The sequence below is a fragment of the Pseudonocardia sp. WMMC193 genome (assembly GCF_021728735.1).
Taxonomy (GTDB): domain Bacteria; phylum Actinomycetota; class Actinomycetes; order Mycobacteriales; family Pseudonocardiaceae; genus Pseudonocardia; species Pseudonocardia oroxyli.
The window spans coordinates 3,972,665-3,994,528 of record NZ_JAKKDO010000003.1; the positions used below are offsets into that span (position 1 = coordinate 3,972,665).

A 21,864-nucleotide genomic window follows, 5' to 3' on the forward strand; every position below is an offset into this window, starting at 1 on the left:
TACGTCAGGCTGTGTCCCATGCGAACCAAGCTGTGGGCCCGGATCGGGTCGGGGGTGGCCGTCGCCGGCGTCGTCGGCCTGGGTCTGGTGGCGATCCCGGCGGGCGCGGGCGCGCAGCCCGAGCTCCCGCCGGTGTCCGCGGAGGAGCTGGTCGCCTCCGTCGGGCAGACCTCGCCGGGGCCGTTCGGCGGGACGGTCGAGGTGGACAACGCGCTCGGTCTCCCGGCGATCCCCGGCGCCCCGGCGCAGCTCGCGAACGGCACCTCGGACGTCCGGATCTGGTCGGACGGCACGGGCCGGGGCCGGGTCTCGCTGCCCTCGGCGCAGGGCGAGCGGACCCTCGTCTCCGACGGCACGACGGCCTGGGCCTACGACTCCGAGGACCGCACCGCCGTCCGCAAGCCCGTGACGGCGCACGAGGTCCAGCCCGCCGACCCGACGCGCTCGGCCACGGACGCGATCGCGCAGCTGCGCCGGACCAGCACGGTCAGCGTCGACGGCACCGCGGAGGTCGCGGGCCGACCCGCCTACGAGCTGGTCCTCACCCCGAACCCCACCGAGCGCACCCTGCTGCGCGAGGTCCGGATCGCCGTCGACGCGGAGAAGCGGGTGCCGTTGCGGCTCACCGTGCTGGCCAACGGCTCCCCGGACCCGGCGTTCGAGGTCGGCTTCACCGACCTGACCTTCGGCCCGCAGGACCCGGCCCTGTTCACCTTCACCCCGCCGCCCGGCACCACGGTGACCGACGCGCCCGAGGGCACCGGCGAGAAGCCGCAGCGTCCGGAGGGGGTCCAGCCCACGGTCGTCGGGGACGGCTGGGACACGGTGGTCGTGGCCCGGGCGCCGCAGGGTGACCGCTCGCAGCAACGCCCCGAGGGCGCCCCCGACCTGTCCCAGCTCGGGACCCCGGTCTCGGGTCCCTGGGGCAGCGGTCGGCTGATCAGCACCGCGGTGGCGAGCGCGATCGTCACCGACGACGGGCGGATCGCCGCGGGCGCCGTGCCGGAGCAGGTCCTGACGGAGGCCCTGGCGAGATGACCGCCGTGGACGTGCGGGAGGCTGCGCGGGTGACCTCGGGATCCGGTCCAGCCCCCGCCGCCCGGGCGGTGGGCCTGCGCAAGGTCTACGGCCGGACCGTCGCCGTGGACGGGATCGACCTCGAGGTCCCGACGGGCGCGGTCCTGGGGATGTTGGGCCCCAACGGTTCCGGCAAGACGACCCTGATCAGGATGCTACTCGGGCTCACCCGCCCCACCGCGGGATCGGCCGAGCTGCTCGGCGAGACCGAGCAGACGCGCGCCCTCCCGCACGTCGGCGCCCTGGTCGAGGGGCCGGGCTTCCACCCGTTCCTCTCCGGCCGGGAGAACCTGCGCCGCGCCGCCGCCGCCGAACCACTGCTGACGTCCGGGGCGATCCCCGGCGCCGTCGACACCGCGTTGGAGCGGGTCGGGCTCGGCCACGCCGCCGACCGCCGGTTCCGCGGCTACTCCCTCGGCATGAAGCAGCGGCTCGGGCTGGCCGGGGCGCTGCTGGTGCCGCGCAAGCTCGTCGTGCTCGACGAGCCGACCAACGGCCTGGACCCGGCGGGCACCCGGGACGTCCGGACGATCATCGGTGAGCTCCACGAGTCGGGCTCCACGGTGATCGTCTCGTCCCACCTGCTGGCCGAGGTCGAGGCCACCTGCACGCACGTCGCGGTGCTGCGGTCCGGGTCGCTGCTCGCCGCGGGTGCGTTGTCCGGGCTGCTGGACTCCGGCATCGGCGGGCTCGAGGTGACCACCCCGGACGTCGGGCTGGCGCTGTCCACGCTCGACGGTGTGGGTGCGGTCGCCGCGCCGGGCGGGCCGGGGATCGTCGTGACGGACGGACCGGAGGCACCCGAGATCGTCGCGCTGCTGGTGCGGGCGGGGGTCGCGGTGCACGAGGTGCATCGGCGCAGGCCGCGCCTGGAGGAGCTGTTCGCGCAGCTGACCGAGGGCGACAGCGGAGTCCCGAGCATCGGCACCGAGGGCGACAGCGGAGTCCCGAGCATCGGCACCGAGGGCGACGGCGAGAACATCGGTTCGGCGACCATCGGTTCTGAGAAGGGGGTGCGGCGGTGACCGCCCTGGCCGAGACCGCCGTCGGGCCGGAGCGCACGGCCGCTCCGCTGGGTCGGCTGCTGGCCGCCGAGGTGCGGTGGGTGTTCCGGCGCCCCCGCACCCTGATCACGCTGGGGCTGTTCGCGCTGATCCCGGTGCTGGTCGCGGTGGGGGTGGTGGTCGCGGACCGCAACGGGCCGGGGCTCATCGGCGCCGTCGCGGGCAACGGGCTGGTGCTGCCGATCGCCGCGTTGACCCTCGCACTGGCCCTGCTGCTGCCGCTGGCCACCGCGATGGCCGCGGCGGACGCGCTGGCGGGCGAGGCCGCGCACGGCACGCTGCGCGGGTTGCTGCTCGCGCCGGTGAGCAGGGTGCGGCTGGTCGGGGTGAAGGCGTTCGGGGTGCTCGTGGTGGCGGCCGCGGCGGTGCTGGTGATCGCCGTCGTCGGGGTGCTGGCGGGGATGGTCGTGGTCGGCAGCGCCGACGGGCAGATGGTCACGTTGTCCGGCACCACGCTCGGGTTCGGCGCGGGCGTCGCGCGGGTCGGGCTCGTGGCGGTGTGGGTGGTCGGGCAGCTCGCCGCGGTCGGGGCGGTGGCGCTCGCGGTGTCGTCGCTGACGGAGCACCCGCTCGTCGTGCTGGCGAGCGTGTTGGGCGGGCTGATCGCGTTCGGGGTGCTGTCCGCGATCCCGGCGCTGGACTGGCTGCAGCCGTGGCTGTTGACCAGTGGGTGGACGGCGGCCACGGACGCCCTGCGCGATCCGGTCGCGCTGGACGCGATGGGCTCGTCCACCGTGCGCGCCCTGTGCTACGCCGCGATCGGCCTGGGCATCACCGTCTGGCGGATGCAGCGCCGGGACGCCTAGGGTCCGGCGCCATGGCCGCACTGCTGAGCGACGCCGAGATCACCGCCGCCCTCGCCGATCTGGACGGATGGGAGCGGGACGGGGACGCGATCGTCCGCACCGCCGAGCTCCCGAGCTTCCGCGCCGCGATCGCCGTCGTGGACCGGGTGGCGGAGGACGCCGAGGACCGGGACCACCACCCGGACATCGACATCCGGTGGCGCACCCTCACCTTCCGCCTCAGTACCCACAGCGAGGGCGGCCTCACCGGCAAGGACACCGCCCTGGCGAAGAAGATCGACTCGCGCCTGGCGGAGGCCCGCTAGCGAGCAGCGGGAGGTTCGGCGCGCGGAAATTATCTCGATCGTCGAGACTATTCGGCATGACCGTGCACTCCTCCCGCACCCGCCCGCCCGCGGCGCTCGCGCTGCTGGGCTTCCTCGTCGCCGTCGCGATCGTCGCCGTCGTCGGCGGGCTCGCGTCCGCCTCTGCCGCCGAGCAGTACGCCGGGTTCGTCCAGCCCTCGTGGGCGCCTCCGTCGTGGCTGTTCGGTCCGGTGTGGACGGTGCTCTACCTGCTGATCGCCGTCTCCGGCTGGCTGGTGTGGCGGCGCAGCGGGCTGACCGCGCCCGCCCACGTCGTGTACGGCGTGCAACTGCTGCTGAACATGGCCTGGACGCCGCTGTTCTTCGGCGCGGGCCGGTTCGGGCTCGCGTTCGCCGAGATCGTCCTGCTCTGGCTGTCGATCGTGGCGACGATGGTGCTGTTCGCGCGGCACAGCAGGCCCGCCGCCTGGCTGCTCGCGCCCTACCTGGCCTGGGTGACGTTCGCGTCCGCCCTGAATCTGGCCATCTGGACGCTCAACTGACGTGTAGGGTGATCCTCGTGGCGCGCCGATACTGGTTTAGCGAGCCGGCCCGGGATGGGTCGGCACGCACCATGCTGCGCTGACCACACCATCCCCGCGAGAGCCGGAAACCCGTTCGGGCCGGCTCGCCAGGGTCGGTCCGTGAAAGGACCCCCTGAGATGTCACCCCTCGATACGCGCGCCACCCTGGACGCCCACCGCACCGTCCGGATGAGCCCGCTGCTGTCCCCCGCCCTGCTGCGGGACGAGCTGCCCGTGGACGACCGGGCCGCGAGCGTCGTCACCCGCGGCCGGGCGGACGTCGTCGACATCCTCGACGGCCGAGACGACCGCCTGCTCGTGGTCGTCGGCCCCTGCTCGATCCACGATCCCGAGGCGGCGCTCGACTACGCGCAGCGGCTGGCGGCACGGGCGGAGCGGCTCTCCGGGGACCTGTGCGTGGTCATGCGGACGTACTTCGAGAAGCCGCGGTCGACCGTCGGCTGGAAGGGCCTGATCAACGACCCCGGGCTCGACGAGACCTTCGACGTCAACCGCGGCCTGCGCACCGCGCGCAGGCTGCTGCTCGACATCACTGCCCTGGGCCTGCCCGTGGGGTGCGAGTTCCTCGACCCGATCACCCCGCAGTTCCTCTCCGACATCGTGACCTGGGGGTCCATCGGTGCCCGGACGGCCGCCTCGCAGGTCCACCGCCAGCTGGTCAGCGCGCTGTCCATGCCGGTCGGGATCAAGAACGGCACGGACGGGGACGTCCAGGTCGCCGTCGACGGCATCGGCGCCGCCGCCGCGCCGCACGTGTTCATGGGGATCAACGCGGACGGCCTGGCCGCGCTCGTGCGCACCACCGGCAACCCGGACGCCCACGTGATCCTGCGCGGCGGCTCGGCCGGCCCGAACCACACCGCGGCCGACGTCGCCGCGACCCGCGACCTGCTCGCCCGGGCGGGCCTGCCCCAGCGGGTGGTCGTCGACGCCAGCCACGGCAACTCCGGCAAGGACCACGTCCGCCAGGCCGAGGTCGTCCGCGAGATCGCGGTGCGGATCGAGGGCGGCGACACCGGCGTGACCGGCCTGATGATGGAGAGCTTCCTCGAGGCGGGCAACCAGCCGCTCTCGGGCGAGCTGACCTACGGCAAGTCCATCACCGACAAGTGCATGGACTGGGCGACCACCGAGACCCTGCTCGACGACCTGGCCGCCGCCGTCCGCACCCGGCGCCGCTGAGCGGTCGGGGTCTGCCGCAGCGCGCGGTGGGCCCCGGCCCGCCTACGGTGGACGGGTGGAGATCTTCGCCTGGGAGGGCAGGCGCATCGCGTGGCGCCGCTCGGGCAGCGGGCCGCCGGTCGTCCTGTGCCACGGCACCCCGTGGTCGTCGCACCTCTGGGAGCCGTACGCCGAGGCCCTGAGCAGGGACTTCACTGTCCACCGCTGGGACATGCCGGGCTTCGGGCGGTCCTCGAAAGAGCCGGGCCACGCCGTGGACTTCGGGGTCCAGTCCGCGGCCTTCGCCGCGCTCCTCGACCACTGGGGGCTGGACCGGCCGCACGTCGTGGCGCACGACGTCGGCGGGGTCGTCTCGCTGCGGACCCATCTCGTCGAGGGCCGGGACTTCGCCTCGCTGCTGCTGGTCGACGTCGTCGCCGTCCCGCCCGCGGGGTCGCCCTTCTTCCGGCTGGTCCAGGAGCACCCCGACGTGCTCGCCCGGGTTCCGCCGTACATCCACGAGGCACTCGTGCGCGCGTACGTGGCGAACGCGAGCCACCGCGGGTTGTCCGATCCGGATCCCCTGGTGGAGCCGTGGCTCGGCGAGGAGGGGCAGGCCGCCTTCTACCGCCAGATCGCGGAGTTCGACGAGTCGTTCCTGAGTGACGTCGAGCGGCGCCTGCCCGTGACCGTGCCCGTCCGGGTGCTGTGGGGCGCCGAGGACACCTGGATCCCGCTTGCGACGGGGCGGCGACTCGCCGACCTGCTGGGCACGGAGCTGATCGAGATCCCCGCGGCCGGTCACCTCGTCCAGCTCGACGCCCCGGTCGCGCTGGCCGACCAGCTCCGCACCTGGCTGGCCGAGGTCGCCCGCTAGCGGACGGAACCTGGCCGCAATGGCCGCCATCCTGGGTCCATGCTGCTACCGACCGACGAGGTGCCGCGCGCAGGCGCGGTGCTCAACCCCTTCGTGATCGTGGACGACGCCGCGGGCTTCCTGGAGTTCGTGACCTCCGTCTTCGAGGTGTCCGAGACCGTGGAGGCCCGGACCCCGATGCCGGACGGATCGCTGATCCACGCCGAGGCCCGCGTGGGCGACGTGGACCTGATGGTGGCCGACCGCCGCGAGGGGTGGCCCGCGCGGCCGGCGTTGCTGCAGGTCTGGGTGCGCGACGTGGCGGAGGTGCTCGCCCGGGCCGAGGCCCGCGGCGCCGAGGTGGTGACGCCGCCGACGCACTTCTACGGCGAGACGACGCTGGGGCGGATGCTCGATCCGTGGGGCACGGTCTGGTGGCTCTACGCCCCGGCGCCGGGCAGGCCGGACCCCGAGTGGGGGTCCGAGGTGTTCACGACCCTGGACAAGGCGATGCGTGCTCTCGGCACGAAAAAGTGAGGAAACATTGCCCGAGAACGGGCGGAAAAGCTATCCTGATGGGTGCGATCAGCGCAGCACAAAGTCAGCGTCCGTTATTAGGATAGCACGCCCGGGGGGCACGTGACCAGACCCGAAGTCAAGGCCGATGTCGAGGCCGAGATCGAGCTCGAGACGACCCGACTCCACCACCTGCACCACCTGCTGCACGACGAGCTCGCCGCGGCCTCGGCCCGGGCCCGCGGCTCCCTGGGCGCCGAGACCGGTGGCGAGCTCAGTGCCCGCTACGAGCGGGACGTCTCGGTCCACCGCTGGTCGGACCGGGTCCGGGCGTTGACCGCCGCCCGTTCCGGGCTCTGCTTCGGCCGGCTCGACGGCACCGACGGGGCCACCACCTACGTCGGCCGGATCGGGCTCACCGACCCCGCGGACGGGGAGAGCGCCCTGCTCGACTGGCGTGCGCCCGCCGCGCGGCCCTTCTACTGCGCGACCATGGCGGAACCGCTCGGCGTGGTGCGCAGGCGCCATTTCCAGATCGCCGGGACCGCCCCCGCGGAGCGGATTCTGGACTTCCACGACGACGTGTTCGCGGCGAGCGCGGATTCCGGCCACGCGTCGGATCCCGCACTGCTCGCCGCGCTGAAGGCGCCGCGCAGCTCCACCATGCGGGACATCGTCTCCACCATCCAGGCGGAGCAGGACGCCATCATCCGGCTCCCGCTGTCCGGCACCGTCGTGATCGAGGGCGGGCCGGGGACGGGCAAGACCGCCGTCGCCCTGCACCGGGCGGCCTACCTGCTCTACAGCCACCGGGAACGCCTGGCGCGCAGCGGCGTGCTCGTCGTCGGCCCGAGCGCGGGGTTCGTGCGGTACGTCGGCGGGGTGCTGCCCGCGCTGGGCGAGTCGGCCGTCGTGTTCACGACGCCGGGCAGACTCGCGCACGGCGTGGTCGCGACCGCGCTGGACGAGCCCGAGACCGCCCGGATCAAGGGCGACCTCGCGATGATCGACGTGCTGCGACGGGCCGTCGAGGACCGCCAGGAGCTGCCCGGGTCCCCGCTGGAGATCGAGCTGGAGGACGTGACCGTCACAGTGGACCGGGCGCTGGCCGCCGAGGCCCGCCGCCGGGCCCGCGGCACCGGGCTGGTGCACAACGCCGCCCGCGCCACCTTCCGGGACGTGCTCGGCGGGCTGCTCGTCGACCAGGGGCTGCAGCGGCTCGACCGGACCCTCGAGGACCCGCCCGAGCTCGTCGAGATGCTCCGTGACCTGGGCATCCCGGACGTCGAGCCCGAGGGCGCGGCGGAGCTGGACGCCGAGCTGCGGGCCGACCTGCGCCACGAGCTGCGAGCGAACGCGGACTTCCACGCCGCCGTCGAACAGCTGTGGCCGGTGCTGGGCGCCGAGCAGGTCCTGCGGGACCTGTTCGCCTCCGCCGCGCGCCTCGCCGCGGCCGGGGCGTCGCCGGTGCTGGGTCGGCCCGCGCACGCACCGTGGACGGTGTCCGACGCCCCGCTGCTCGACGAGCTCGCGGAGCTGCTCGGCGAGCCCCCGGTGCCCGTCCGGCGCGCGGAGGACCCGGAGAGCGCGTACGCCGCCGAGGTGCTGGCGATCATCGAGTCGGCCGACCGGAACCTCGCGGGCGAGGACCCGGACGAGCTGCGCCCCACGGACTTCGTCACCGCGGACGTCCTGGCCGCCCGGCACGTCCCGGACCACCTCGCGAGCGTGGCCGAGCGCGCGGCGGGCGACCGGGACTGGCGGTACGGGCACCTCGTCGTCGACGAGGCCCAGGAGCTGTCCGCCATGGACTGGCACGTGCTCCTGCGGCGCTGTCCGTCGCGCTCCCTCACCGCCGTGGGGGACCTCGCGCAGCGCAGCGCGCCCGCCGGGGCCGCCGCCTGGGCGGACGTGCTCGGCCCCCACCTGGCCGACCGGTGGACCTACCGCACGCTCACCGTGAACTACCGGACGCCGTCGGAGATCATGGACCTCGCCGCCGAGGTGCTGGCCGAGTTCGCCCCGGACCGGGAGCCCGCCCGCTCCGTCCGCTCGACGGGCGAGCAGCCGTGGGAGCGCACGGTCCCCGCCGCCGAGGTGCGGGCGCTGGTCGAGGCGGAGGCCGCGGCGCTCACCGAGGGGACCCTCGCGGTCATCGCCGCGGACCCCACCGGACTGGAGGGGGCACCCGTCGAGCTCCACACCCCGGTCTCGGCGAAGGGCCTGGAGTTCGACGCCGTGGTGATCGTCGACCCCGAGGAGATCCGCCGCCGCAACCCCGCCGACCTGTACGTCTCGCTCACCCGCGCCACCCGGCGCCTGGGGCTCGTCCACGTGCGGCGATGACGGGGAATGGGAGACCGCAGATGGTTGTTCGTTCAACTGTGAAGAACATCGGGTTCCTGTCCTTCGGGCACTGGGCGGACTCCCCGCACTCCATGGTGCGGTCGGCCCAGGATTCCCTGCTCCAGTCGATCGAGCTCGCCGTGGCCGCCGAGGAGGTGGGCGCGGACGGCGCCTACTACCGCGTGCACCACTTCGCGCAGCAGCTCGCGTCGCCGTTCCCGCTGCTCAGCGCCGCGGCCGCGCGCACGAACCGGATCGAGCTGGGCACCGGTGTGATCGACATGCGCTACGAGAACCCGCTCTACATGGCTGAGGACGCGGGTGCGGCCGACCTGATCTCGAGCGGCAGGCTGCAGCTCGGCATCAGCCGGGGCAGCCCCGAGCAGGTCATCGACGGGTTCCGGTACTTCGGGTACGAGCCCTACGCCTCGGACCCGGCGGGTGCGGAGCTGGCGCGCGAGCACACGGCGAAGTTCCTGGAGGCGCTCTCCGGGGAGGGTTTCGCCCGGCCCAACCCGCGGCCGATGTTCCCCAACCCGCCCGGCCTGCTGCGCGTCGAGCCGTACGCCCCCGGGCTGCGCGACCGCATCTGGTGGGGCGCCGGGAGCCGCGCGACGGCGGAGTGGACGGCCCAGCAGGGCATGAACCTGATGAGCTCCACCCTGCTCACCGAGGACACCGGGGTGCCCTTCCACCAGCTGCAGGCCGAGCAGATCCAGCGCTACCGGGACGCGTGGAAGGCCGCGGGCCACACCCGTGAGCCGCGGGTGTCGGTGAGCCGCAGCATCTTCCCGATCGTCAGCGACCTGGACAAGCAGCTGTTCTGGCGGGAGCGGCACAGCACCGACCAGGTCGGCCACCTCGAGGGCGGCAACGCCCGCTTCGGCAAGACCTACGCGGGCGAGCCGGACAAGCTCGTCGCCGAGCTCGCCGAGGACGAGGCCATCGCCGCGGCCGACACGCTGCTCCTGACGGTCCCGAACCAGCTGGGCGTCGACTACAACGCCCACGTGCTCGAGAGCGTCCTGAAGCACGTCGCCCCGGAGCTGGGCTGGCGCTGATCGGAGGGAGGGCGAGGCACACGCCTCGCCCTCCCCCGTTCCGCGATGAGTTCGGGCGGCGCGGGCGGTCGGAGGGGCATGGCTTCCACCGCGCGCCGCATGTTCGAGCTCCTCGAGCCGATCTGCCTGGTCACCTTCTTCGCCGACGAGTGCAACGCGGAGCTGGCCGCGCTCGGCCACCGCACCTACTGGGACGGGTACTTCGCCAGTCGGGCCGCACCGCTCGGCCGGGTGCCGGCGGAGGTCGTGCACGCCGCGTTCTACAACTTCGGTGACGGCGAGGCCGCGCGACACATCCCCAGCGCCTGGGAGACGGCGACCCCCGAGGCGTCGCTCGCCGCGCGCGAGCGGGGCAGCGCCGCCTCGGTGCGGCGGATCCTCGGCGCGGAGCTCGCCTGCTCACCCGGCCTGGTGCGCGCCGCCGACCTGACCACGAAGGCCGCCACGAGCGCGCCGACGCACGGCCGCGTGATGTACGCGGGCATGCGCACCGTGCCCGTGCCGAGCGACCCGGTCGCCCGCCTCTGGCACTCCGCCACCATGCTGCGCGAACACCGGGGCGACGGACACAACGCCGTCCTGCTCGCCGAGGGCGTCGACGGCGGGGAGGCGCACGTGCTGTCCGCCCTCGAGTTCGGCATCCACCCGCCCGAGTCCTTCGGGCGCATCCACCACCTGCCCCGGCGGCGACTGCGCGAGATCATGAGCGGGCTGCGGGAGCGTGGGCTCGTCGACGCCGACGGCCGGTTCACCGACGAGGGCCGGGCGACCAAGCAGCGCATCGAGGACCGCACCGACGCCCTCGCCGCCGCCCCCTACGCCGCCCTGTCCCCCACCGAGCTCGCCGAGCTGACCAGCACCCTCGAACCCCTCACCGCGACGCTGGTGGCGGCGGGGTCGCGGTGAGGGTGCTCCCTAGACGTTGAAGCGGAACTCGACCACGTCCCCGTCCTGCATCACGTAGTCCTTGCCCTCCATGCGCACCTTGCCCGCGGCCTTGGCGGCAGCCATGGAGCCGGCTTCGACGAGGTCGTCGAAGGAGACGATCTCGGCCTTGATGAAGCCCTTCTCGAAGTCCGAGTGGATCACACCGGCGGCCTGGGGGGCGGTGTCGCCCTGGTGGATCGTCCAGGCCCGGGCCTCCTTGGGGCCCGCGGTCAGGTAGGTCTGCAGGCCGAGGGTGCGAAAGCCCGCGCGGGCCAGCGAGTAGAGGCCGGGCTCGGGCTGGCCGATGGACTCCAGCAGCTCGCGCGCGGACTCCTCGTCCAGCTCCAGCAGCTCGGACTCGACCTTCGCGTCCAGGAAGACCGCCTCGGCCGGGGCGACCAGGTCGGTCAGCTCCTTGCGCCTGGCGTCGTCGGTGAGCACGCCCTCGTCCGCGTTGAACACGTAGAGGAAGGGCTTGGTGGTGAGCAGGGTCAGCTCGCGCAGCGGCTCGGCGTCCACCTTCGCGGCGAACAGGGTCTTCCCACTGTTCAGCACCTCGACGGCGGCCTCCGCGGCCTCGAGGACGACCTTGCGGTCCTTCTGCATCCGCGCCTCCTTGGTCAGGCGCGGCACCGCCTTCTCCAGGGTCTGCAGGTCGGCGAGGATCAGCTCGGTCGCGATGGTCTCGATGTCCGACGCCGGGTCCACTCGGCCGTCGACGTGCACCACGTCGTCGTCGGTGAAGACCCGGACGACCTGGCAGATCGCGTCCGACTCGCGGATGTTGGCGAGGAACTTGTTGCCCAGCCCGGCGCCCTCGCTGGCCCCCTTCACGATCCCGGCGATGTCGACGAAGGACACCGTGGCGGGCACGACCTTGGCGGAGGCGAACATCTCGGCCAGCGTGTCGAGGCGGGAGTCCGGCAGCGGCACCACCCCGACGTTCGGCTCGATGGTGGCGAACGGGTAGTTCGCCGCGAGCACGTCGTTGCGCGTCAGGGCGTTGAACAGGGTCGACTTGCCGACGTTGGGCAGCCCGACGATGCCGAGGGTGAGGGACACGGACAACCAGGGTAGACGGGGTGCAGCGCCTGGTACCGGGGTCCCCCTCGGCCCGGCGACCGACGCGGCGGGAGGACGGCCCCGCCGGCTCCGGACCCCTCGTCCCGGAGCCGGCGCGGCGTCCTCCCCCTGCCCGGTCCGCCGCTCCCCAGAGACGGGCCGGGTCGTGCCGCCCCGCGCCGTCCCCACGGCGGTCGGGGCATCGCCCGTCGCGCGGACCGGCTCCCCAGTCGGCCCGCGCGACGGGCGTGGTCTCAGGCCATCGCCGGCTGCCGCACCGGCCGATCGGCCAGGTAGCGGCGCAGCGAGGCCAGCGCGCGGTGCTGGGTCACCCGCACCGAGCCCGGCGTGGAGCCGAGCAGGGCGGCGGTCTCGATGGCCGAGCGACCCTCGATCAGCCGCAGCCGCAGGACGTCCCGGTGCCGCTCGGGCAGCCTGCCCAGCAGCCGCTGGACCATCGCGGCCTGCTCGGCGCGCACCGTCAGCTCGTCCGGCGCGTCGTCCGTACCGACCCCGTCCGGGACGGTGTCGGTCAGGTCGATCCGCGAGATGCGGCTGCGCCGCACCGTGTCGATGATCTTGTTCCGGGCGATGGTGAACGCGAAGGCGAGCAGCGGCCCGGCGTCGTGGTCGAAGGTCGGCAGCGCCCGGAGCAGCGCGATCAGCGTGTCCTGGGCCATGTCCTCGGCGGAGGTGGCGTCCCCCGCGCCGGTCGCGAGGCGGGACCTGCAGTAGCGCAGCACCGGCGGGTGCAGGGCCGCCATGAGCTCCTGGCAGGCGGCCCGGTCACCGGTGGCGGCGGCGCGGCCCAGCCGGTCGATCCGGCCCAGGTCGGCCGCGGACTCGGTGCGGGTCGTGGAGAGCATGGCGATCCTTCCGGTGTGATCGTGACACCGAGAAGAGTGCTCCGCAGGGGGCCCGCGATACATCCGGGGAACCACCGAGATCGTCGCGTGCCACCCCATGCCCCGAAGTGGGGTTATCCCTACCCCCGTTCGCCACTCCGTCGGGTGCTGTTGCGACGAACGGGCTAACGCCTCCTACTCCGTCAGCGATGGGTCCCGTGTACGGCAGCACGGGACGGGGGGGGGACGACATGGGGTTCGAGCAGGTGGTGCGCATCGCGGTGGCCGGGACGGTGCTGGGAGCCCTCTCCACGACGTCGTACGCCGCGGTGTCATTGACCTCGGTCCCGGCAGCGCCGATCCCGACCCCGACGTTCGACGCCGGGTCGCCCGCGCCGGACCCCGAGGACGGGCCGCCGATGGACGGCCCGCACCTCCCGGTGAACCCGGAGCCCGTCGGCGGTGCCGCGATCGTCGCGGCCGCCGTCGCGCCGGCGCTGGAGGCCACCCGCGCGGCCGCTGTTCCGGTCTCCGCTCCGGCCTCCGCCCCGGCGCCGACCCCGGTGCGCACCGTGGCCCTCCCCCGCGCGGTGCACCAGGCCGCCCCGGTGGTGGCCCCCGTCGTGGCGGCACCCGTCGCGGAGGTGCCTCGCGTGCGGGAGGTCCGGCTCCCCCGTGCGGTCCGCGACCAGGTCCGGCTCGCCTGCGGACTGGACCTGCTCGACGACGCGCTGTGCGGCTGGGGCGGACCGGCCCGGTAGCCCGCCACGGCCGTGTCCGATTCCCGCGAGAATCCCCCTCGGGGGCGTGGCAGAGTCGGTGCCGTGCTGGAGGTCGGACCACTGGATACCGAGCGCTGTTACCGCGCCGTCGCCTCGCGCGACGCCCGGTTCGACGGCGTGTTCATCACGGCGGTGCGGACCACCGGCATCTACTGCCGGCCCTCGTGCCCCGCCACCACCCCCCGGCTGCGCAACGTGGAGTTCTTCACCACCGCGGCGGCCGCCCAACAGAACGGGTACCGCGCCTGCAGGCGCTGCCTGCCCGACGCCGTCCCCGGCTCACCGGACTGGAACAGCCGCTCCGACCTCGCGGCGCGCGCGATGCGGCTGATCGCGGACGGCGTCGTCGAGCGGACCGGCGTGGCCGGGCTCGCCGCCCGGCTCGGCTACTCCGAGCGGCACCTGACCCGGATCGTCACGGCCGAGCTCGGCGCGGGGCCCCTGGCACTGGCCAGGGCGCACCGCGCGCACACCGCGCGGCTGCTGATCGAGACGACGCCGATGGCCATGGCGGACATCGCCTTCGCCGCGGGGTTCGCCAGCGTCCGGCAGTTCAACGACACCGTGCGCGAGGTCTACGCCGTGACCCCGAGCGTGCTGCGCCGGGAGAGCGCCCGACGGGGCACGACCCCGGTGGCGGGCACGCTGTCACTGCGGCTGCCCCACCGTGAGCCGTTCGACGCCGCCGGGCTGCTGGCGCACTTCGCGGGTCGGGCCCTCGACGGCCTCGAGTCCGTCGTGGACGGTGTCTACCGGCGAACCCTGCGCCTGCCCCACGGTCCGGGCACCGTGGCCCTGCACCTGGGCGACCACGCCCCCGGTCACGTCCGGGCCGATCTGCGGCTCGCCGAGCCGCGGGACCTCGGCCCCGCCGTCGCCCGGCTGCGGCGGCTGCTCGACCTCGACGCCGACCCGGTCGCCGTCGACACGGTGCTGGCCGAGGACCCGGCGCTGGCCGCCGCGGTCGCCGCCGTGCCCGGGATCCGCCTGCCCGGTGCGGCGGACGGGCTGGAGATCGCCGTGAAAGCCCTGCTGGGACAACAGGTCTCGGTCGGTGCAGCGCGGACGACCGGGGCCCGCCTGGTCGCCCGCCTCGGGGAGGCGGTCCCGCTCGACCTCACCGACACCGAGGTGGGCGGCGCGGCGGACGCGTCCTCCGCGCTGCTGTTCCCCTCCGCCGCGAGCCTCGCCGAGGCGGAGATCCCCGGGCCCGCCCGACGGGCGGCGGCCATCCGGGGGCTGGCCGCGGCCGTCGCGGACGGCTCGCTCGTCCTCGACGCCGGGCGCGACCCGGCCGGGCTGCGCACCGATCTGGAGGCGCTGCCCGGCGTCGGGCCGTGGACGGCCGGGTACGTCGCGATGCGGCTGCTCGGCGACCCCGACGAACCCCTCGTGTCCGATCTCGCGGTCCGGCGCGGCGCCGCGACCCTCGGACTCCCCGCCGATCCCGCCGCCCTCGCCGACCACACCCTGGCCTGGCGCCCCTGGCGGTCCTACGCCGCCCAGCATCTCTGGAGGCACGCATGAGTGAGTACCAGACCCTCGACACCCCCGACGGCCCGTTCACGATCGTCGCCACCGACGGCACCGTGCTGGCCAGTGGCTGGACCGCGTCGCTCGACGACCTGGTCCCGTTGGTGCACAGCACTATCCGTCCGTCCACGGTGGAACCCGGTGCCGTGGGGGCCGCCGCCGAGGCGGTCACCGCGTACTACGCGGGCGAGCTCGGCGCCGTCGCCGCGGTGCCCGTGCGGCAACGGTCCGGCGCGTTCCTGGAGCACGCCTGGGAGGTGCTGCGCGGCATCCCGGCGGGTGCGCCGGTGACCTACACGGAGTACGCCGCGAAGGCGGGTCGCCCGGCGGCGGTGCGTGCGGCGGCGAGCGCCTGCGCCCGCAACGCCGCGGCCCTGTTCGTCCCCTGCCACCGCGTGCTGCGCACCGACGGCACCCTGGGCGGCTTCCGCTGGGGCCTGCCCGTCAAACGCTCCCTGCTCGACCGGGAGTCCTGACCCCGACCAGGGGATTGTGGAGTGCGCCCGGGAATTGTCGGGGGTCGGGTGCAGAGTTGCACGCGTGGAACTCGCGAACGCCGTGCCGCTCCTGCTCGCCGGGCTCCTCCTCGGGCTGGCGATCGGGGCGGGGCTGGCCTGGCTACTGCTCGGCGCCCGGCACCGGGTGGCGGCGGCCGAGGCCGCCCGCGCGGCCACCACCGCGTCCGCGGGGGCGCGGGCGGAGGCCGCGGCGGCCAAGGCGGAGCGGACCGGGCTCCTGGAACGCATCGAGGACCTGCACGAGGAGCTGCAGACGGCCACGGAGCGGCTGCGCCGCGCGGAGTCGGAGGTGGCGGCCACCCGGGCCGCGCTGCAGACCGAGCGCGAGGGCGCCCTGGACCGGGAGCGCATGCTCGCGGCGCGGGACGCGGAGCTGCGCGAGAGCTTCCGGGCGCTGTCCGCGGAGGCGTTGTCCCGCAACAACGAGCAGTTCGTCAGCCTCGCGGAGGGGCGGATCCGGGAGGCCGCGGCGGCGTTGCACGCCAAGGCCGAGCAGGACGAGGCGGCCCGCAGCACCGCGATCGGCAAGCTCCTGGACCCGATGGCCGCGGCCCTGCAGCGGGTCGAGGGCCAGCTGCGCACGGTGGAGAAGGAGCGCGAGTCGGCCTACGCCGGGCTCGTCGAGCAGGTGAAGGCCATGGCGCAGGACTCGGAGCGGCTGCGCACCGAGACGAAGCAGCTCGTCACCGCGCTGCGGGCGCCGCAGGTCCGCGGCCGCTGGGGCGAGCTGCAGCTGGAACGGATCGTGCAGCTGGCCGGCATGGTCGAGCACTGCGACTTCGAGACCCAGGTCTCCGCGGGCCCCGTCGGGGAGGGCGTGCGGCCGGACATGATCGTCCACCTGGCGGGCGGCAAGCAGGTCGTCGTCGACGCGAAGGTGCCGTTCGCGGCGTACCTGGAGGCCGTGGAGACCGCGGACCCGGCGCGGCACACCGAGCGGCTGTCCGCGCACGCCCGCCAGCTGCGCGCGCACGTGGACCAGCTCAGCGGCAAGGCCTACTGGCAGTCGTTCGAGCCGACGCCCGAGTTCGTGGTGCTGTTCGTCCCCGGCGACCCGTTCCTCGAGGCGGCGCTGCGGGCGGACCCGGCGCTGCTCGAGCACGCGTTCGCGAAGAACGTCGTGATCGCCACCCCGACCACGCTGATCGCGTTGCTGCGCACCGTCGCCTACGGCTGGCGGCAGGAGGCCCTGGCGCGCAACGCCCAGCAGGTCCACCAGCTGGGCCGCGAGCTGCACGGGCGGCTGGCGACGATGGGCACGCACGTCGCGAAGCTCGGCCGCAGCCTCGACGGGGCGGTGGAGAGCTACAACCGCACGGTGTCGTCCCTGGAGGCCCGGGTCCTGGTCACCGCGCGGCGGCTCACCGAGCTGCGGGTGAGCGACGAGGAGCTGGAGGCGCCCGCGCCCGTCGAGCGGGTCCCCCGGGCGGTGTCGGCGCCCGAGCTCGTCGCCTCGGCGGGCGAGTCGCTGATCGCCCTGCACGAGCTGGTCCCGGGTGACACGAGCCCCGACACGGGGCGCGACGAGTCCGGGCCGGACGCGGGACGGGCTACCGTGACCGGGTGACGACACGCGGCACCGGGAGACGAGACGCCGGGACACGGGGCGGCGCGGCCCGGGGGGCGGACCCCGCGCCCACCGGCTGGCCGGTGGCGGAGCGCTCGGCGCTGGCCACCGTGCTGGGCATCCCGCCCCTGGCGGCGGTCGCCCTCGCGCTGGTCCTCACCGGGCTCGGGGTGTTCATCGACGTGCTGCGGATCGGCACGGTGGGCGCGGTGTTCTCGATCGCCTACGTGCTCGGCTGCGTCCTGGCCGTCACCTGGGTGCGCCGCCGCAACCTGTTCGGTCCGATGGTCCAGCCGCCGCTGCTCGCGGCCGTGCTGATCCCGGTGGTCGTGCTGCTCGTGGGGCGCTCGGGCGGCGGCCTCACCGAGACCGTGCTGATGATCGGCGCGCCGCTGGTCAACGCGTTCCCCACGATGGCGGTCGCGACCGGGCTGAGCCTGCTGATCGGGCTGGTGCGCCTCATCGTGCAGCGCACCGGCCCGGAGGACGCCCTGTCCCGCCTGGGCGGGCTGGGTGTGCGGAGTGAACCCGTCAGCGAGCGACGCGACTCGGGCGCAGCTCGCGGGGGAGGGCGAACGTCAGGGTCTCCTCGGCGGTCGTGACCTCCTCGACGGACTCCCAGCCGCGCTCGGCCAGGTAGTCCAGCACGCCGCGGACCAGCACCTCGGGCACCGAGGCGCCGCTGGTCAGCCCCACGGTCTCGACGCCGTCGAGCCACGCCTCGTCGATCTCGCGGGCGTAGTCGATCAGGTACGACGCGCCGGCGCCCGCGTTCAGCGCGACCTCGACCAGCCGCACCGAGTTCGACGAGTTCGGCGAACCCACCACCAGCACGAGATCGCAGTGCGGGGCCATGGCCTTCACCGCGACCTGGCGGTTCTGGGTGGCGTAGCAGATGTCGTCGCTCGGCGGGTTCTGCAGCGTCGGGAACTTCTCGCGCAGCGCGCCGACCGTCTCCATGGTCTCGTCCACCGACAGCGTGGTCTGCGAGAGCCAGACCACCTTCTCCGGGTCCCGCACGGTCACCTTGTCGACGTCCGCCGCGGACTCGACGAGCTGGATGTGGGTGGGGGCCTCGCCGGAGGTCCCCTCGACCTCCTCGTGGCCCTCGTGGCCGACGAGCAGGATGTCGTAGTCCTCGCGGGCGAACCGCTTGGCCTCCTGGTGGACCTTGGTGACCAGGGGGCAGGTCGCGTCGATCGTGGTGAGGGACCGGGCCTTGGCCTCGTCCCGGACCGCCGGGGACACCCCGTGCGCGGAGAACACGACGATCGCGCCCTCGGGCACCTCGTCGGTCTCGTCGACGAACACCGCGCCGCGCTCGCTCAGCGTCTCCACGACGTGCTTGTTGTGCACGATCTGCTTGCGGACGTACACGGGCGCGCCGTGCTGCTCGAGCGCCTGCTCGACCGCCTCGACCGCCCGATCCACCCCGGCGCAGTAACCTCGGGGCTTCGCGACCAGGACCCGCTTGCCGGTACCACTCATGGGCCCCAGCGTACGGACCCGTCGCCGTGCGGGCCGCCCGACGTGAGCGGGCCGACCCGGTCCCCGAGCTGCGGGCGGCGGGGCCGACGGGGGATGATGCGCCCATGAGCCCGCTTCCGCTGCCGGTGCGGATCGCCGCCGGCCTGGCCGCGACCGCCGTCGAGCAGGCCCGCGAGCTGCCGCGCCTGGTCGTCGAGTTCCCCGTGACCGCTGTGAGCCAGGCGCTGCAGGCGTCCATGCGCGTGCAGCAGAAGGTCACCGAGCTCGCCATCAAGGGCGACCGGGCGCTGGGCTCGTTCAGCCAGGCACCCGAGTCACCCGCGTGGGCGACCTTCGACGACGAGCCGGACGACGCCGGGGACGGCGCGGCGGACCGTGCAGCAACGGACAGCGCGGCTGCGGACGGTGCAGCACCGGACGAGCCCGTCGTGAACGGCCACGCCGTCGTCACCCCGATCACCCCGACCACGCCGGTGGAGGGGATCGAGAAGGTCGCCGAGCAGACCCTCGGCGCCGAGGCGGACACCCCGCCCGCCGTGCTCCCCGAGTACCCGGGCATGAACCTGCACCAGCTGCGCGGGCACCTGCGCACGCTCGACCTGCCCGCGCTGCAGGCGCTCCTGATCTGGGAGACCTCGCACGAGAACCGCCCGCCGTTCGTGACCATGCTGTCCAACCGCATCACCACGGTCCAAGAGAACTCGTGACGGCACCCTCCACCGAGGAGGAGCCCTGGCCGGTCCGCACGGTCAGCCGCAAGATCAGCGAGTGGATCGACCGGCTGGGCGCGGTCTGGGTCGAGGGCCAGCTCGCCCAGGTGACCGCGCGGGCGGGCACCGGCACGGCGTTCCTCACCCTGCGCGATCCCGTCGCGAACGTGTCGTTGCAGCTCACGGCCCCGATGGGGCTGGTCGCCGAGCAGCGCGAGGTGGTCGCCGAGGGCAACCGGGTGATCGTGCACGGCAGGCCCAGCTTCTTCCCCGGGCGCGGCACGCTGTCGCTGCGGGTGGACCGGATCCGGGCCGTCGGCCTCGGCGAGCTGCTGGCCCGGATCGAGCGGCTGCGCAGGCTGCTGGCCGCCGAGGGGCTGTTCGACCAGGCCCGCAAGCGGCGGCTGCCGTTCCTGCCCCGGCGGATCGGGCTGATCACCGGGCGGGCGTCGGCCGCCGAGCACGACGTCGTCTCGAACGCGCAGGCCCGCTGGCCCGCGGTGGAGTTCCGGATCGAGAACACCGCCACCCAGGGCGGGCTCGCGGTCGCGCAGATCGTGGAGGCCCTGGAGGTCCTGGACCGCGACCCCGGCGTGGACGTCATCGTGCTCGCCCGGGGCGGCGGCAGCGTCGAGGACCTGCTGCCCTTCTCCGACGAGACGCTGTGCCGGGCCGTGGCCGCCTGCCGCACCCCCGTCGTGTCGGCCATCGGGCACGAGCCGGACACCCCCCTGGTCGACCACGTCGCCGACCTGCGCTGCTCCACCCCCACCGAGGCCGGACGACGGCTGGTCCCGGACCTGGCCGAGGAGACGGCCCGGATCGCGGGGCTGCGGGACCGCGGCCGGCGTGCGCTGCACGGCTGGGTGGACCGCGAACAGCGCCTGCTGGACTCGCTGCGGGCCCGCCCGGTGCTCGCGGACCCGTTGCGGGACATGGCCCGCCGCCACGAGGAGCTGGAGCGGTTGCGGGCCTCGACCCGGGCGAGCGTGGATCGGCGGATCGAGCGGGAGGGCCGGGAGGTCGCGCACCTGCGCGCCCGCCTCACGACCCTGGGTCCCCAGGCCACCCTGGACCGCGGCTACGCGATCGTCCAGCGCGGCGGGCACGTGCTCCGGGCCGCGGCCGAGGCCGCTGCGGGGGACGCCCTGCGGATCCGGGTGGCCGAGGGGGTCCTGCGCGCGACGGTGCAGGATGGACCCGATGACTGAGCAGCCGATCGCCGAGCTCGGCTACGAGCAGGCCCGCGACGAGCTGGTCGAGGTCGTGCGCGCCCTCGAGACCGGCGGCCTCGGCCTGGACGAGTCGGTGGCGCTGTGGGAGCGCGGCGAGGCCCTGGCGAGGCGCTGCGAGGAGGCGCTGGCGGGCGCCCGCGCCCGGGTGGAGAAGGCGCTCAGCGACGCGGAGGAATGACCGAGCCCGCCTCGAGGAACTGCTCGAGGGTGCGGCGGCGCTGGGCGATCCGCTCCTCCTGCTCCCGCAGCGCCTGCCGCACCTGTTCGGCGCGGGCCAGCAGCGCCGCGCAGTCGCCCGTCGGCCGCTCGCCCTGGGCGCAGGGCAACACGTCCCGCACGACGTCCGACGGCAGCCCCGCGCTGTACAGGTCCTGGATGAACCGCACCGTCTCGACCGCCTCGGCGGGGTAGTCGCGGTAGCCGTTGGCCAGGCGCTCCCCCACGAGCAGCCCCTGTTCCTCGTAGTACCGCAGCGCGCGGGTGCTCACGCCGGTCGCCCTGCTCAGCTCGCCGATCCGCATCACACCAGCAAACCTTGACATTCACGTCAGCGTCAAGGTCTAGCGTCGCCGACATGACGACAGCACCACAGATGCGCGGACGGACGGCCCTGGTCACGGGGGCCTCGGGCGGGATCGGACGGGCGATCGCCGTGGAGCTCGGCGGGTACGGGGCGGACGTCGTCCTGGTCGGCCGGGACGAGAACGCCCTGACCGAGGCGGCCGCCGAGGTGCAGGCCCGCGGCGGGACGGCCCGCACGATCGCCCTCGACCTGACCGACGCCGCCGCGCCGGCGAAGCTCGCCGAGCAGGTCGGCGAGGTGGAGCTCCTGGTGAACAACGCGGGCGTGGCGCCGGGCGGGCCCTTCGTCGAGAGCGACCCGGCCGAGCTGCAGGCCATGGTCGCCCTCAACATCTCGGCGCTCACCGAGCTCACGGGGCTGCTGCTCCCCGGCATGGTCGCCCGCGGCCGCGGCAGCGTGATCAACCTGGCCAGCGTGGCCGCCTACGTCCCGGCGCCCGGGATGGCCGCGTACACGGCGTCGAAGGCGTACGTGCTCACGCTCAGCCGGATCCTGTGGGCGGAGACGCGCGGGCACGGCGTGCGGGTGGTCGCGGTCAACCCCGGAGCCACGCTCACGGCCATGAACCCGCGTGGCACCCGCACCGCCGAGCAGGTCGCCCGGCGGGCACTGGGCGCCCTCGCCGGTTCGGGTCCGGAGGTGACCGAGGGCCGGCTCAACGCCGTGCTGGGCCACCTCGTCGACCAGCTGCCCGCACGCGTCGCCGTCCCGCTGGGCGGGTGGCTGATGGCGCGATTCGGCTAGGCCCCGTCCGGCCCGCCGGGTATGACACGCGCCACATCGACTGGAGTGTGCCGCAGCGGCACGCCGTCTCCTCGTTCCCGACCGCAGCAACGGA

At 74.4% G+C, this 21,864-nt stretch carries 24 protein-coding genes; 20 read left to right on the forward strand and 4 right to left on the reverse strand.

Going from position 1 to position 21,864, the window contains the following annotated elements; genetic code table 11:
* The first annotated feature begins 18 nt into the window (after positions 1-18).
* From L3X23_RS20590 to L3X23_RS20640, 11 genes are all read left to right on the forward strand, one after another.
* The gene (locus tag L3X23_RS20590) at positions 19-1,038 is read left to right on the forward strand and encodes an outer membrane lipoprotein carrier protein LolA (RefSeq protein ID WP_237193758.1); all 1,020 of its coding nucleotides are present in this window, start codon (positions 19-21) and stop codon (positions 1,036-1,038) included.
* A complete protein-coding gene (locus L3X23_RS20595; protein ID WP_237193759.1) occupies positions 1,035-2,102 on the forward strand; it encodes an ABC transporter ATP-binding protein in 1,068 nt (355 codons plus the stop codon). Before L3X23_RS20590 ends, L3X23_RS20595 begins: the two co-directional genes overlap by 4 nt.
* Entirely contained in the window at positions 2,099-2,947 is an 849-nt protein-coding gene (locus tag L3X23_RS20600; RefSeq protein WP_237193760.1) for an ABC transporter permease, read from the forward strand. Before L3X23_RS20595 ends, L3X23_RS20600 begins: the two co-directional genes overlap by 4 nt.
* Before the next feature lie 11 nt (positions 2,948-2,958).
* Positions 2,959-3,252, forward strand: coding sequence for a 4a-hydroxytetrahydrobiopterin dehydratase (locus L3X23_RS20605; protein WP_237193761.1), 294 nt, complete (start codon positions 2,959-2,961; stop codon positions 3,250-3,252).
* 56 nt (positions 3,253-3,308) lie between these two features.
* The gene (locus L3X23_RS20610; protein ID WP_237193762.1) at positions 3,309-3,794 is read left to right on the forward strand and encodes a TspO/MBR family protein; all 486 of its coding nucleotides are present in this window, start codon (positions 3,309-3,311) and stop codon (positions 3,792-3,794) included.
* A gap of 159 nt (positions 3,795-3,953) precedes the next feature.
* Entirely contained in the window at positions 3,954-5,018 is a 1,065-nt protein-coding gene (locus L3X23_RS20615; RefSeq protein ID WP_305080936.1) for a 3-deoxy-7-phosphoheptulonate synthase, read from the forward strand.
* Positions 5,019-5,073: 55 nt separating this feature from the next.
* The gene (locus L3X23_RS20620; protein WP_237193763.1) at positions 5,074-5,874 is read left to right on the forward strand and encodes an alpha/beta fold hydrolase; all 801 of its coding nucleotides are present in this window, start codon (positions 5,074-5,076) and stop codon (positions 5,872-5,874) included.
* Between the two features lie 39 nt (positions 5,875-5,913).
* Entirely contained in the window at positions 5,914-6,390 is a 477-nt protein-coding gene (locus L3X23_RS20625; protein WP_237193764.1) for a glyoxalase/bleomycin resistance/extradiol dioxygenase family protein, read from the forward strand.
* 102 nt (positions 6,391-6,492) lie between these two features.
* Positions 6,493-8,715, forward strand: a complete 2,223-nt coding sequence (locus tag L3X23_RS20630; RefSeq protein ID WP_237193766.1) for a UvrD-helicase domain-containing protein — start codon at positions 6,493-6,495, stop codon at positions 8,713-8,715.
* A 38-nt stretch (positions 8,716-8,753) separates the two neighbouring features.
* A complete protein-coding gene (locus L3X23_RS20635; protein ID WP_237198081.1) occupies positions 8,754-9,776 on the forward strand; it encodes an LLM class flavin-dependent oxidoreductase in 1,023 nt (340 codons plus the stop codon).
* A gap of 78 nt (positions 9,777-9,854) precedes the next feature.
* On the forward strand, positions 9,855-10,682 hold the full coding sequence (locus tag L3X23_RS20640) for a MarR family transcriptional regulator (RefSeq protein ID WP_237193768.1): 828 nt from the start codon (positions 9,855-9,857) through the stop codon (positions 10,680-10,682).
* Positions 10,683-10,691: 9 nt separating this feature from the next.
* Here L3X23_RS20640 and ychF read toward each other — a convergent pair whose 3' ends face one another.
* On the reverse strand, positions 10,692-11,765 hold the full coding sequence (gene ychF, locus L3X23_RS20645) for a redox-regulated ATPase YchF (protein WP_237193771.1): 1,074 nt from the start codon (positions 11,763-11,765) through the stop codon (positions 10,692-10,694).
* A gap of 254 nt (positions 11,766-12,019) precedes the next feature.
* Positions 12,020-12,631 carry a sigma-70 family RNA polymerase sigma factor gene (locus tag L3X23_RS20650; RefSeq protein WP_176921319.1) on the reverse strand — a complete coding sequence of 204 codons (612 nt, stop codon included), beginning with the start codon at positions 12,629-12,631 and terminating at the stop codon, positions 12,020-12,022.
* 230 nt (positions 12,632-12,861) lie between these two features.
* Here L3X23_RS20650 and L3X23_RS20655 point away from each other — a divergent pair, with 230 nt between their 5' ends.
* The 5 genes from L3X23_RS20655 (at position 12,862) to L3X23_RS20675 (ending at position 17,612) form a co-directional block, all read left to right on the forward strand.
* On the forward strand, positions 12,862-13,371 hold the full coding sequence (locus tag L3X23_RS20655) for a hypothetical protein (protein WP_237193773.1): 510 nt from the start codon (positions 12,862-12,864) through the stop codon (positions 13,369-13,371).
* A 63-nt stretch (positions 13,372-13,434) separates the two neighbouring features.
* A complete protein-coding gene (locus tag L3X23_RS20660) occupies positions 13,435-14,919 on the forward strand; it encodes an AlkA N-terminal domain-containing protein (protein ID WP_237193774.1) in 1,485 nt (494 codons plus the stop codon).
* Complete coding sequence (locus L3X23_RS20665; RefSeq protein WP_237193776.1) at positions 14,916-15,401, forward strand: methylated-DNA--[protein]-cysteine S-methyltransferase; 486 nt, start codon at positions 14,916-14,918, stop codon at positions 15,399-15,401. The genes L3X23_RS20660 and L3X23_RS20665 overlap by 4 nt, the downstream gene beginning before the upstream one ends.
* 64 nt (positions 15,402-15,465) lie before the next feature.
* Positions 15,466-17,010: a DNA recombination protein RmuC gene (gene rmuC / locus L3X23_RS20670; protein ID WP_237193777.1), complete on the forward strand. Its 1,545-nt coding sequence runs from the start codon at positions 15,466-15,468 to the stop codon at positions 17,008-17,010.
* Positions 17,007-17,612 carry a DUF6542 domain-containing protein gene (locus L3X23_RS20675; protein WP_237193778.1) on the forward strand — a complete coding sequence of 202 codons (606 nt, stop codon included), beginning with the start codon at positions 17,007-17,009 and terminating at the stop codon, positions 17,610-17,612. Before rmuC ends, L3X23_RS20675 begins: the two co-directional genes overlap by 4 nt.
* On the opposite strand, the gene L3X23_RS20680 is transcribed toward L3X23_RS20675, so the two are convergent.
* Complete coding sequence (locus L3X23_RS20680) at positions 17,542-18,498, reverse strand: 4-hydroxy-3-methylbut-2-enyl diphosphate reductase (RefSeq protein ID WP_237193779.1); 957 nt, start codon at positions 18,496-18,498, stop codon at positions 17,542-17,544. The genes L3X23_RS20675 and L3X23_RS20680 overlap by 71 nt on opposite strands.
* Positions 18,499-18,602: 104 nt before the next feature.
* On the opposite strand from L3X23_RS20680, the gene L3X23_RS20685 reads away from it, so the two are divergent.
* From L3X23_RS20685 to L3X23_RS20695, 3 genes are read left to right on the forward strand one after another with little or no spacing between them, the layout of a single operon-like run.
* Positions 18,603-19,205: a lipid droplet-associated protein gene (locus L3X23_RS20685; protein ID WP_237193780.1), complete on the forward strand. Its 603-nt coding sequence runs from the start codon at positions 18,603-18,605 to the stop codon at positions 19,203-19,205.
* Entirely contained in the window at positions 19,202-20,419 is a 1,218-nt protein-coding gene (gene xseA / locus L3X23_RS20690; protein WP_237193781.1) for an exodeoxyribonuclease VII large subunit, read from the forward strand. The genes L3X23_RS20685 and xseA overlap by 4 nt, the downstream gene beginning before the upstream one ends.
* Entirely contained in the window at positions 20,412-20,621 is a 210-nt protein-coding gene (locus L3X23_RS20695; protein WP_237193782.1) for an exodeoxyribonuclease VII small subunit, read from the forward strand. Before xseA ends, L3X23_RS20695 begins: the two co-directional genes overlap by 8 nt.
* Here the strand turns inward: L3X23_RS20695 and L3X23_RS20700 are convergent.
* The gene (locus L3X23_RS20700; protein WP_237193783.1) at positions 20,602-20,964 is read right to left on the reverse strand and encodes a MerR family transcriptional regulator; all 363 of its coding nucleotides are present in this window, start codon (positions 20,962-20,964) and stop codon (positions 20,602-20,604) included. The genes L3X23_RS20695 and L3X23_RS20700 overlap by 20 nt on opposite strands.
* A gap of 53 nt (positions 20,965-21,017) precedes the next feature.
* On the opposite strand from L3X23_RS20700, the gene L3X23_RS20705 reads away from it, so the two are divergent.
* The gene (locus tag L3X23_RS20705; RefSeq protein WP_237193784.1) at positions 21,018-21,770 is read left to right on the forward strand and encodes an SDR family oxidoreductase; all 753 of its coding nucleotides are present in this window, start codon (positions 21,018-21,020) and stop codon (positions 21,768-21,770) included.
* Positions 21,771-21,864 lie beyond the last annotated feature (94 nt).